We start from the raw sequence: 11,162 nt of genomic DNA on the forward strand, positions 1-11,162 counted from the left end.
CAGACCCAGCTGATGAGCATGGTGCTGACCAACGAGGCCATCGACCGCGGCGTGCCGACGCGCATCCTGCTGTGCGGCCCGGGCGGCGACATCGCGCTTGCCGATGCGCCCGAGAGCGCGACCGCCCCGCAACCGCCGCGCGGCGCCAGCCCGCAGGGCCTGCTGAAGGCGGCGATCGAGAAAGGCGCGACGGTCGAGGTCTGCGCGATCTACCTGCCCGGCAAGGGCGCCGATGCTTCGGTGCTGATCGAGGGCGTGGGCGTGGCCAAACCGCCCGCCATGGCCGAGGCCCTGCTGGATCGGACCACGCGCATCTGGTCATTCTGACGCGGATTGCGCTGGATCAAGGTCGGGTCGGGGCAGGCGGGTTTTGCTTGGGACCGGTTCAATTCCAGACCGGGAGGCCCCGCATGCTTCGGCTCGCCGCAGTCCTGTTCCTGCTCATTTCGGCTACCCTGATGGGCGTCGGCATCGTCGTCGTCCTGGTGGCGGGATACGGCACCACTGTTCCGATCCTCGCCGCCGCGGCGGTGGGATTCGTTCTCGCGCTACCCGTCTCCTGGAAGGTGGCGCAGGCCATACACTGACTGCCGGGTGGTCCGGCGGTCGGATCTCGGTTAGATCATCGGAGGGCTAGGCATGTCGGCTTCGGGCTATTCGCGCATGCAAATCCGCCTGCACTGGGCAGTTGTGGGTCTTGTTGCGGTGCAGTTCCTGTTCAACGGGGGAATGTCCCGCGCGTTCGGCGATCTGCTGGAGACGGGGGTGCAGAACTTCACCCTGGGCGTCACGGTCCATATCGTTGCGGGGCTTGCGATCCTGCTGCTGGCCTTCTGGCGGATCGGGCTGCGCTTCCTGCATGGGGTGCCCGCGCCCGCCCCGGGCCATTCGCCCGCGCAGGTGATGGTGGCGCGGGTGACCTATGGGCTGTTCTACCTGCTGATGTTGCTGTTGCCGATCTCGGGGATGGTCGCCTGGTCGCAGGGCGCGGCCTGGGCTGGCGGGGTGCATTCGGTCCTGCCGGTGGCGCTGTTCGTGCTGATCGTGCTGCATGTGGTCGCGGCGCTGGTGGCGCATTTCGTCAGGAAGGACGGCACCATGACCCGGATGGTCAAGCCGGTCGACTAGGGCCCGTCATCTGGGCGTCGAGAAAGGCCCGGACCGCCGCCTCGAATTCGCGCGGCTTCTCGGCATGCAGCCAATGGCCCGCGCCGGGGATCCTGGCGAAGCGGGCGGCGGGGAACAGCGCCTTGATCCGGTCACGATGTTCGGGGCGGACATAGTCCGAGGTCGCGCCGGACAGGAACAGGGCGGGGCCGTCGAATCGGCCTGCGATCTGCTCGGGCCATCCGGTGATCCGGTCCATCTCGGCCTCCAGCACATCGAGGTTCAACCGCCAGACGGGCGGCCGGGCCTTGAGGTCGAGCGATTGCAGCAGGAAGGCACGCAACCTCGGATCGGCGATCCGCGCGGACAGCGCGGCGTCGGCATTGCCCCGATGCGTGAGGCCCGCCAGTTCCAGCCCCCGCATTGCCGCGATCAGGTGGTTCTGGCTGTGGCCATAGGCGACCGGCGCGATATCGGCCACCACCAGCCGGTTGACCAGCGCAGGCCGGGTCAGCGCCAGCACCATCGCCGCCTTGCCCCCCATCGAATGGCCCAGCATATCCGCCCGCCCGCCATGGGCGGCGATCACTTCGGCCAGATCGGCGGCGAGATCGGCATAGCGGTGGCCGGACGCCCACGGGCTGTCGCCGTGGTTGCGCATGTCGACGGCGATCACCTGGCGGCTGTCCGACAGCCGTTTCGCGATCACCCCCCAGTTCCGCGCCGAGCCGAACAGGCCATGCGCGATCAGAAGGGGGGGCGTGGTGCCGGGCTGGCCGTGGATCCGGGTCGCGAGCATGTCCATCCGGGGGGGGCGGGGCCTGCGGCCCCGTTTTTGGGTATTTGGACCAAGAAGAAGGCAAGGGCGCGCGAAAAGGGGGGCCGAAGCCCCCCTTGATGCGGGCGGGGATCAGAGCCCGGGATAGATCGGGAAGCGGGCGCAGAGCGCGGCGACCTCGGCCTTGACCTTGTCCTCGACCGCGGCATTGCCTTCTTCGCCATTGGCGGCCAGACCGTCCACCACCTCGGTGATCCAGCGGCCGATCTGGGCGAATTCCTGTTCGCCGAAGCCGCGCGTGGTGCCCGCCGGGCTGCCCAGCCGGATGCCGCTGGTGATCGTGGGCTTTTCCGTGTCGAAGGGAATGCCGTTCTTGTTGCAGGTGATATGCGCGCGGCCCAGCGCCTTTTCGGTGGCGTTGCCCTTGACCCCCTTGGGCCGCAGGTCGACCAGCAGCACATGGCTGTCGGTGCCGCCCGTCACGAGGTCGAGCCCGCCCTCCATCAGCACGGCACCCATCGCCTTGGCGTTCCTGATGACCTGTTCCTGGTAGAGCTTGAAGCCCGGTTGCAGCGCCTCGCCGAAGGCCACCGCCTTGCCCGCGATCACATGCATCAGCGGCCCACCCTGGATGCCGGGGAAGATCGCCGAGTTGAACTTCTTCGACAGCGCCTCGTCATTGGTCAGGATCATGCCGCCGCGCGGCCCGCGTAGCGTCTTGTGCGTGGTCGTGGTCGCCACATGGGCATGCGGGAAGGGCGAAGGGTAGAGGCCCGCCGCGACCAGTCCCGCGAAATGGGCCATGTCGACCAGCAGATACGCTCCCACCATGTCGGCGATCTCGCGGAACCGGGCGAAATCGAGGATGCGCGGGATCGCCGAACCGCCGGCGATGATCATCTGCGGCTTGTGCTCTTTCGCCAGCGCCTCGATCTGGTCGTAATCGGGCAGCAGGTCGGATTGGCGCACGCCGTATTGCACCGCGTTGAACCACTTGCCCGACTGGTTGGGCGCGGCGCCATGGGTCAGGTGGCCGCCCGCGTCGAGGCTCATGCCCAGGATCGTGTCGCCGGGTTTCAGCAGCGCGGTGAAGACGCCCTGGTTGGCCTGCGACCCCGAGTTCGGCTGCACGTTGGCGAAGGCCACGTCGAACAGCTTGCAGGCGCGCTCGATCGCGAGGCTTTCGGCGATGTCGACGAACTGGCAGCCGCCGTAATAGCGCCGCCCGGGATAGCCCTCGGCATATTTGTTGGTCATCACCGAGCCCTGCGCTTCGAGCACGGCGCGGCTGACGATGTTTTCCGACGCGATCAGCTCGATCTCGTCGCGCTGGCGGCCGAGTTCCAGCCCGATGGCATGGGCGATCTCGGGGTCGCGGCTGGCAAGCGTCTCGGTGAAAAAGCCGTCGTTCTGGTGCGGTGCATTCATCCTGGCGTCTCCCTCTGCGGCCCGTGGCGGCGTGGTAGAGGTTCTAGCCGAACCCGTGCCGCCAAGAAAGTCACAAATGGCGTGGCCGGGCCGGTCCTTTCGTCGGTCTTGCCATTCGCGACCCGCTGGGCGATCACAACGCGTAATGTTGCGAAAGGGCGGTCGAAAGATGGCGCCAGCACCCAGCCCCGGACCGAAGATCGCCTTTCGGGCCAGCGAGACGGCCCGCGCCGAGGGTGCGCTGGACGCGCTGGTGGCGCGCTATGGCCAGGTGCCCGTCGATCAGGCCGAGGTGATCGTGGCGCTGGGCGGCGACGGCTTCATGTTGCAGACGTTGCATGCCACGCAGGATCTGCCCGCACCGGTCTATGGCATGAATTGCGGCACGATCGGCTTTATGATGAACGCCTATCGCGAGGCGGGGTTGATCGAACGGCTGGCCGTGGCGGAAGAGGAGGTCATCCATCCGCTGCGGATGCAGGCGACGCGGCCCGATGGCAGTCTGGTCGAGGCGCTGGCGATCAACGAGGTCAGCCTGCTGCGCGCGGGACCGCAGGCGGCCAAGCTGCGCATCGTGGTGGATGGCAAGCTGAGGCTGGAGGAACTGGTCTGCGACGGCGCGCTGGTGGCGACGCCCGCGGGCTCGACGGCCTACAACTATTCCGCCCATGGCCCGATCCTGCCAATCGGCTCGGATGTGCTGGCGCTGACCGCGGTCGCGCCGTTCCGTCCGCGGCGCTGGCGCGGCGCGTTGCTGCCCAAGACCGTGAGGGTGCGGATCGAGGTGCTGGAACCCGAGAAGCGCCCGGTGATGGCCGAAGGCGACAGCCGGGGGGCGGGGGTGGTGACAGCGGTCGAGATCCGGTCGGAACCCGCCATCTCGCATCGGATCCTGTTCGATCCGGGCCATGGGCTGGAAGAACGGCTGATCCGCGAGCAGTTTCTCTGAGGCCGGGCGCCGGGGCGCGGGACCGGCAATCAGTAGCTCTGGCTGCCGACCTCGTCATCCTTGCGGCCCCAGGCCTCACGCTTGCGATAGAGGGTCGAGGGCGAGACATCGAGCACCCGCGCCGCCCGCGGCAGTGAGCCGCCTTCGCGGGCAATCGTTTCCTCGATGACGATCTGCTCGATCTCGGCGAGCGTGCGCCCGATCAAGTCGCCCACCGCCAGCGGGTCGCGCTCGACCGGCGCCGCCGTCCCGGTCGGCGCGCCGACCGGGCGATCCCGGTCCTGGAGCAGCGCAACGGGCAGCATGTCCAGCGTGACCTCGGGGCCGTCATGCAGCACGACCGCATGGCGCAGCACGTTCAGCAACTGGCGCACATTTCCGGGCCAGGGCAGACGACGGAACAGCGTAGCGACCTCGGGTGCGAGCCCGGTGAAGCGCCGCCCTTCCTCGGCCGAGAGCCGCGCCAGTGCCGCCTGGGCGATCTCGATCACGTCCTCGCCGCGTTCGCGCAGGGGGGGCAGGTGGATCGGAACCACATGCAGCCGGTAGTAAAGGTCTTCGCGAAAGCGGCCGCGATGGACCTCGTCCAGCGGGTCGCGGTTGGTGGCGCAGACGATGCGCACATTCACCTTGCGGGGATGGGCAGCGCCGATCGGCTGGATCGTCGATGTCTGCAGGAAGCGTAACAGCTTGGTCTGCAGCGCCGAGTCCATCTCGCAGATCTCGTCCAGAAACAGCGTGCCGCCATCGGCCACGGCCGCCGCGCCCGGCTTGTCGGCCAGCGCCCCGGTGAAGGCGCCCTTGAGATGGCCGAACACCTCGGATTCCAGCAGGTCGCGCGGGATCGCGGCGCAATTCAGCGGCACGAAGGGACCGGTCGCGCGGGAGGAGGCGGCATGCACCGCCTGGGCGCAGATCTCCTTGCCGGTGCCGCTTTCGCCGGTGATGAACACCGTCGCCATCGAGCGCGCCACCGAGGCGATCCGGCCATAGACCGCCTTCATCTGGGGCGAACTGCCCACGAACTCGGCGGTTGCGCCATCGCCCTGGTGACGGGCGGGCTGGCTGGTGCCGCCATTGGCCGACCGCTCGGCCAGCGCCGTTTCCACGGCGTGCAGAAAACGCTGTTCGTTGAAGGGCTTGAGAAGGAATTCGTAGGCGCCCGCGCGCATCGCCTCGACCGCGCGGTTGATCGAGCCATTGGCGGTGATGACGATCACCCGCGTCTCGGGCGCGGCGGCGAGGATGTCCTGCAGCACCGCCTGGCCGGGCCGGTCGGGCAGCATCAGGTCCAGCAGCACGACCGCGGGGTGCAATTCGCGGAACCGTTCCAGCCCCTCGGCTGCCGTCGGCGCCGAGACCACCGCATGCCCCGCCCCGCGGAGCACGGATTCGTAGACCATCTGCAGCGAGGGCGTGTCCTCGATCAGCAGCAAGGGCGGCGTCATCCGGCGGCCTCCATCGCGAAGCGGGCATCCAGCTCGCCGCCGAGCGCTGCGCGCAGCCTGGCGACGCCGTGCAGCACCATGGGCAGAAGCCTTGCGACCGTCGCCCGGTCATGGCTTCGGGCCGCCGCGTTCAGCGCCTCGGCCTCGGCCTGCAGAATCACGTTGCCGACCGCACCGGCCAGCGAGATCAGCACATGGGTCCGCGTCCGGATCAGGGCAAGGTCATCCCGCGCGCGCCCCTCGTTCAGACCGCGCTCGACCGTGCCGAAATCCTCGCGCATCCTGCGCAGCAATTCGCGCCCGTCCTCGGGGCCCGCCAACGCCAGCAGCCGGTCGAGATGGACAGGATCGAAGGGCACGCCCGTCTTCGTCCCGGACAGGGGGGCGGTGCGTTTCGTCAGCACCCGGGCAATCGCCTCGCCGAACGCGTCGAGGCTGAGGATCGGCTTGGCAAGGATCCCGTCGGCGCCTGCGTCATAGATCTGGTCGCGGTTTGCCGACAGCACGAAGGCGGTGATCGCCAGAACCGGCGAGGCCGGTCCGTCGCCCTCGGCCGCGCGCAACCGGCGGATCACGTCGATCCCCGACAGCCGCGGCATCTCGATATCCACCAGCACCAGATCGAAGCGGCGGACTGTAAGCGCCTCGGCGGCGGCCTCGCCATCCTCGACCAGCGTGACCTCGGCGCCCAGCGTTTCCAGCATCTGCTGCACCAGAAGCCGGTTGGTGGGGTTATCCTCGGCCACCAGCACGGAGCAGCCGCCCAGGTCCGGCAGATCCGCCGCCGCCAACGGTGTCTCGATCCCCGGCGCCCAAGCCCGGCGCGGCAGGATCAGCGAGACCTCGGCGCCGCCCTCGGCCGCGTTCGCCACATGGATCTGGCCGCGGATGCGCTGGGCGAGGTCACGTGCGATATGCAGACCCAGCCCGGTGCCGGGTTGGCCGCTGTCCTCGGGCCGGCCGGCGAAATCGAAAAGCCGCGCCATAGCCGCCTCGGAAAAGCCGGGGCCGGTGTCGCGCACGCGCAGGCATAGCGCCTCTTGCGGGCCCAGATGCACGCGCAGCCGCACCTCTCCGACGGGGCTGTATTTCACCGCGTTGGCGATCATGTTGGACAGGATCCGCTCCAGTGCGGCGGGATCCGTGCCGATCGCGGTGGGCAGGTCATCGGCCCGGTCCAGGCAGAAGCCCAACCCCCGCGCACCCGCATGCGCATGCCATCGCGCCGCGATCCGGTCGAGGAAAGGGCCGAGGCTGGTCTGCACCGGCGGATCGGCCCGGGGCGAGTCGTCCCCGGTGACCAGGGCCAGCGTCTCGTCGGTGAGCCGCAGCAGCTGTTCGGCGGAGCTTTGCACACGTTGAAGTTGCAGTCGGGAAGTGAGGTCGAGAACAGAAAGATCGGCAAGCGCAAGCCCGCCTAGAATATCGGAGATCGCGGCGCGTATGTCGTGGCCCAGCATGGCAGCACGGTTGCGCGGGGATTGCGCCTCGTGATCCCCTTGCATCCCCGTCCCGGCCCGCCGCGTCTCCGGCATGTCTGTCACCGCGGCCGCTGCATCCTGAACCGGCAGGCTAACCATGGGAACACTCGTAAAAGTTGCGTTATTGCAATTTAGCCGCCGCCCGGGACCGGACCAACCTGTCTAATAAGGCAGGTCGGCACTGGTCGGCCCATGTCGTCGCGGCGCGCACCGGCATGGGCCGTCTTCCGGGCGGCTCAGGCGGCCTGGGGATAGCCCAGACCCCGCAGCGCCTGGGCGATCTCGTCGAGGATCGCGGGGTCGTCGATGGTGGCGGGCATCTTGAATTCCTGCCCGTCGGCGATCTTGCACATCGTCCCGCGCAGGATCTTGCCCGAGCGCGTCTTGGGCAACCGGTCCACCACCACAGCGAACCTGAACGCCGCGACCGGACCGATCTGGTCGCGCACCAGGTTGACGCATTCCTTGACGATCTCGCCATGGTCACGGGTCACCCCCGAGGTCAGGCACAGGAAACCCAGCGGCAATTGTCCCTTCAACTCGTCGGCCACGCCGATCACCGTGCATTCGGCAACGTCCGGGTGGCTGGCCAGAACCTCCTCCATCGCGCCGGTGGACAGGCGGTGCCCGGCCACGTTGATGACATCGTCGGTGCGCGCCATGATGTGGAGATAGCCGTCCTCGTCCTTGTAGCCCGCATCGCCGGTTTCGTAAAAGCCCGGGAAATGGCTGAGATAGGATTTGTGGAACCGCTCGGGCGCATTCCACAGCGTCGGTAGCGTGCCGGGGGGCAAGGGCAGCTTGATCGCGATGGCGCCCAGCGTGCCCGGCGCGACCTCGTGCCCGCCCTCGTCCAGCACATGCACGTCATAGCCCGGCATCGCGACCGAGGGGCTGCCGATCTTCACGGGGAGCTTCTCGATGCCCAGCGGGTTGCCCGCGATGGCCCAGCCGGTTTCGGTCTGCCACCAGTGGTCGATCACCGGCACGCCCAGCATGCGCTGGGCCCATTTGATCGTGTCGGGATCGGCGCGTTCACCCGCCAGGAACAGCGCGCGCAACCCGGTCAGGTCGTATTTGTTGACGAATTCGCCATTCGGGTCCGACCGCTTGATCGCGCGGAAGGCGGTCGGCGCGGTGAAGAAACTCTTGACCTTGTGTTCCGAGATCACCCGCCAGAACGTGCCCGCATCGGGCGTGCCGATGGGCTTGCCCTCAAAGACGACGGTGGTGTTGCCGTGGATCAGCGGCGCGTAGCAGATATAGCTGTGGCCCACGACCCAGCCCACGTCCGAGGCCGCCCAGAACACGTCGCCGGGATCGACATCGTAGATGTTCTTCATCGTCCAGTTCAGCGCCACCAGATGCCCGGCGGTCGGCCGCACGACGCCCTTGGGCTGGCCTGTGGTGCCCGAGGTGTAAAGGATATAGGCCGGGTGGTTGCCCTCGACCGGCACGCATTCGGCGGGCTGCACACCATACTGGAAGCCGTGCCAGTTGACGTCGCGCCCCTCTTTCAGTTGCGCCACTTCCTGCTCGCGCTGGAAGATCACGCAGAAATCGGGCTGGTGGGTGGACTGCTCCAGCGCGCCGTCGAGCAGCGGCTTGTAATGCACGATCCGGCCCGGCTCGATCCCGCAACTGGCGGCGATGATGCATTTCGGCTTGGCATCGTCGATCCGCACCGCCAGTTCATGCGCGGCGAAGCCGCCAAACACCACCGAATGGATCGCGCCCAGGCGGGAACAGGCCAGCATCGCCTCCAGCGCCTCGGGAATCATCGGCATGTAGATGATGACCCGGTCGCCCTTTTCGACGCCCTTGGCGCGCAGGGCGCCGGCCAGTTGGGCGACGCGGTTGCGCAGCATGACATAGGAGATCGACTTGCGCGTGCCGGTCACCGGGCTGTCATGGATGATCGCCACCTGGTCGCCGCGGCCGTTTTCCACATGCCGGTCCACCGCGTTCCAGCAGGTGTTGACCATGCCGTCCACGAACCACTCGTAGTTCGGGGCGTTCTCGTCGAACAACGCCTTGCTGGGCTTCTTCACCCAGTCGATGGCCTCGGCGGCCTGCATCCAGAAGCCCTCCGGATCGCTCTTCCAGCCCTCGTAAAGCGCGGCATAGCCCATGATCGCTGTCCCTCCTTTGGTGTGCGAAATTCTGTTACGCAGGCAGGTGCGGCTGCGCAAGATCCAAACCCGCCCAGTCCCGGCTGCGGGGCGGGGATGTGCTCTTGCATCCCCGGCGGGGCCGCCGCAGATTGGCGGCGAAGGAGAGCCCTATGCCGCTGATATCCGCTGCCCGCGCGGTGCGCGAAAACGCCCACGCCCCCTATTCACGATTCAAGGTGGGCGCGGCGATCCGCGGGGCGGACGGGGCGATCTACGCGGGCTGCAACGTGGAGAACATCGCCTCGCCCGAGGGCACATGCGCCGAGGCGGGCGCGATCGCCGCGATGGTGGCCGCGGGCTGTCGCGAGATCGTCGAGGTGGCGGTGATCGCGGACGGCCCCGCCCCCGTCACCCCCTGCGGCGGCTGCCGCCAGAAACTGGCCGAATTCGCCGCGCCGGATGTCCCCGTGACCATGGCCACGCTGGCGGGAGAGACGCTTGTGATGACCGTGGGCGAATTGCTGCCCGGCGCCTTCTCGGTGGCCCAGATGGGTCGGCGTTGATGGATGCGCGCGGCATCATCGCCAAGGCGCGCGACGGCGCACCGCTGTCCGAAGACGAACTGGGCTGGTTCGCCCGGGGGCTGGCCAGCGGCGGGGTCACCGATGCGCAGGCGGGCGCCTTTGCCATGGCGGTGCTGCTGAACGGTCTGACCACGCCCGAACGCGTCGGGCTGACGCGCGCGATGCGCGACAGCGGCAAGGTTCTGGACTGGGATCTGCCCGGCCCCGTGCTGGACAAGCATTCCTCGGGCGGCATCGGCGATTGCGTGTCGCTGGTCCTTGCGCCCGCGCTGGCGGCCTGTGGGGCCTTCGTGCCGATGATTTCGGGCCGCGGGCTGGGGCACACGGGCGGCACGCTGGACAAACTGGAGGCGATCCCCGGTTACCGCACGCAGATCGGCATTTCGCAACTGAAGTCGATCACCGCCGAGATCGGCTGTGCCATCGTCGGGGCCTCGGCCGATATCGCACCCGCCGATCGCCGACTTTACGCGGTGCGCGACGTGTCCGCCACGGTCGAGAGTATCGACCTGATCACCGCCTCGATCCTGTCCAAGAAGCTGGCCGCCGGGCTGGAGGCGCTGGTGCTCGATGTCAAGGTCGGCTCGGGCGCCTTCATGAAGACGCTGGACGAGGCCGAGGAACTGGCCCGCGCGCTGGTCTCGACCGCACAGGGCGCGGGCTGCATGACGACGGCGCTGATCACCGACATGTCGCAGCCGCTGGTTGGCGCCGCGGGCAACGCGCTGGAAGTGATCGAGGTGATGGAGACGCTGACCGGGACCGGCATCACGCCCGCGCTGTGGGACATCACCTGTGCGCTGGGTGGCGAGGTTCTGGCGCTGGGCGGGCTGGCGGACGACGCTGCCGATGGCGCGCGGCGGATCGTGCAGGCACTGGAATCGGGCGAGGCCGCGCTGAAATTCGGCGAGATGGTCGCGGAACTCGGCGGGCCGCTGGATTTCGTCGAACGCTGGCCCGACCGCCTGCCCGCTTCGCCCGTGATTCAGGAAGTGGTGGATAACGAGGGCGGCATCGTGCAGGCCATCGACGGCGAGGCGCTGGGTCTGGCGGTCGTCGCGTTAGGCGGCGGGCGGCGGCGCGAGGGCGACCGGATCAACCCCTCGGTCGGGCTGTCCGAGATCGCCGGGCTGGGCGAGCGTATCGGCGCGGGCCAGCCTCTGGCGCTGGTTCATGCCTCCTGCCAGGCCGATGCCGAGGCGGCGGCAAGAGCCGTTCTGTCGGCCTTCCGGCTGGGCGACAGCGTGCCCGAGATCCCGCCGCTGGTGCATCA

Annotated in this window: 11 protein-coding genes; 6 read left to right on the forward strand and 5 right to left on the reverse strand. The window is 68.4% G+C overall.

What is annotated here, in order from left to right:
* From ENN83_RS10975 to ENN83_RS10985, 3 genes are all read left to right on the forward strand, one after another.
* Nucleotides 1–327: hypothetical protein (locus ENN83_RS10975; protein ID WP_287186950.1), on the forward strand; the 327-nt coding region annotated here is incomplete at its 5' end.
* Between the two features lie 83 nt (nt 328–410).
* A complete protein-coding gene (locus ENN83_RS10980; RefSeq protein ID WP_287186953.1) occupies nt 411–587 on the forward strand; it encodes a CTP synthetase in 177 nt (58 codons plus the stop codon).
* Between the two features lie 76 nt (nt 588–663).
* The gene (locus ENN83_RS10985; RefSeq protein WP_287186954.1) at nt 664–1,128 is read left to right on the forward strand and encodes a cytochrome b; all 465 of its coding nucleotides are present in this window, start codon (nt 664–666) and stop codon (nt 1,126–1,128) included.
* Here the strand turns inward: ENN83_RS10985 and ENN83_RS10990 are convergent.
* Nucleotides 1,112–1,906: an alpha/beta fold hydrolase gene (locus ENN83_RS10990; protein WP_287186957.1), complete on the reverse strand. Its 795-nt coding sequence runs from the start codon at nt 1,904–1,906 to the stop codon at nt 1,112–1,114. The genes ENN83_RS10985 and ENN83_RS10990 overlap by 17 nt on opposite strands.
* A gap of 111 nt (nt 1,907–2,017) precedes the next feature.
* Nucleotides 2,018–3,313: a serine hydroxymethyltransferase gene (glyA, locus tag ENN83_RS10995; protein ID WP_287186960.1), complete on the reverse strand. Its 1,296-nt coding sequence runs from the start codon at nt 3,311–3,313 to the stop codon at nt 2,018–2,020.
* A 169-nt stretch (nt 3,314–3,482) separates the two neighbouring features.
* Here glyA and ENN83_RS11000 point away from each other — a divergent pair, with 169 nt between their 5' ends.
* Entirely contained in the window at nt 3,483–4,262 is a 780-nt protein-coding gene (locus ENN83_RS11000) for an NAD kinase (RefSeq protein ID WP_287186963.1), read from the forward strand.
* A 29-nt stretch (nt 4,263–4,291) separates the two neighbouring features.
* Here the strand turns inward: ENN83_RS11000 and ENN83_RS11005 are convergent, their stop codons facing one another.
* From ENN83_RS11005 to prpE, 3 genes are all read right to left on the reverse strand, one after another.
* The gene (locus ENN83_RS11005) at nt 4,292–5,710 is read right to left on the reverse strand and encodes a sigma-54-dependent transcriptional regulator (protein ID WP_287186964.1); all 1,419 of its coding nucleotides are present in this window, start codon (nt 5,708–5,710) and stop codon (nt 4,292–4,294) included.
* On the reverse strand, nt 5,707–7,245 hold the full coding sequence (locus tag ENN83_RS11010) for a response regulator (RefSeq protein WP_287186971.1): 1,539 nt from the start codon (nt 7,243–7,245) through the stop codon (nt 5,707–5,709). The genes ENN83_RS11005 and ENN83_RS11010 overlap by 4 nt, the downstream gene beginning before the upstream one ends.
* Before the next feature lie 182 nt (nt 7,246–7,427).
* Nucleotides 7,428–9,323: a propionate-CoA ligase PrpE gene (gene prpE / locus ENN83_RS11015; protein WP_287186966.1), complete on the reverse strand. Its 1,896-nt coding sequence runs from the start codon at nt 9,321–9,323 to the stop codon at nt 7,428–7,430.
* 131 nt (nt 9,324–9,454) lie between these two features.
* Here prpE and ENN83_RS11020 point away from each other — a divergent pair, with 131 nt between their 5' ends.
* Nucleotides 9,455–9,868 carry a cytidine deaminase gene (locus tag ENN83_RS11020; RefSeq protein WP_414707652.1) on the forward strand — a complete coding sequence of 138 codons (414 nt, stop codon included), beginning with the start codon at nt 9,455–9,457 and terminating at the stop codon, nt 9,866–9,868.
* A partial coding sequence (locus tag ENN83_RS11025) for a thymidine phosphorylase (RefSeq protein ID WP_287186969.1) occupies nt 9,868–11,162 on the forward strand: 1,295 nt, incomplete at its 3' end. The genes ENN83_RS11020 and ENN83_RS11025, both read left to right, overlap by 1 nt.

It is taken from the genome of Rhodovulum sp. (genome assembly GCF_011048875.1).
GTDB classification, from domain to species: domain Bacteria; phylum Pseudomonadota; class Alphaproteobacteria; order Rhodobacterales; family Rhodobacteraceae; genus Rhodovulum; species Rhodovulum tesquicola.

Coding starts and splice junctions, on each gene's coding strand:
- ENN83_RS10980 (WP_287186953.1), top strand. CDS start 411: ATGCTTCGGCTCGCCGCAGTCCTGTTCCTGCTCATTTCGGCTACCCTG.
- ENN83_RS10985 (WP_287186954.1), top strand. CDS start 664: ATGCAAATCCGCCTGCACTGGGCAGTTGTGGGTCTTGTTGCGGTGCAG.
- ENN83_RS10990 (WP_287186957.1), bottom strand. CDS start 1,906: ATGCTCGCGACCCGGATCCACGGCCAGCCCGGCACCACGCCCCCCCTT.
- glyA (WP_287186960.1), bottom strand. CDS start 3,313: ATGAATGCACCGCACCAGAACGACGGCTTTTTCACCGAGACGCTTGCC.
- ENN83_RS11000 (WP_287186963.1), top strand. CDS start 3,483: ATGGCGCCAGCACCCAGCCCCGGACCGAAGATCGCCTTTCGGGCCAGC.
- ENN83_RS11005 (WP_287186964.1), bottom strand. CDS start 5,710: ATGACGCCGCCCTTGCTGCTGATCGAGGACACGCCCTCGCTGCAGATG.
- ENN83_RS11010 (WP_287186971.1), bottom strand. CDS start 7,245: ATGCCGGAGACGCGGCGGGCCGGGACGGGGATGCAAGGGGATCACGAG.
- prpE (WP_287186966.1), bottom strand. CDS start 9,323: ATGGGCTATGCCGCGCTTTACGAGGGCTGGAAGAGCGATCCGGAGGGC.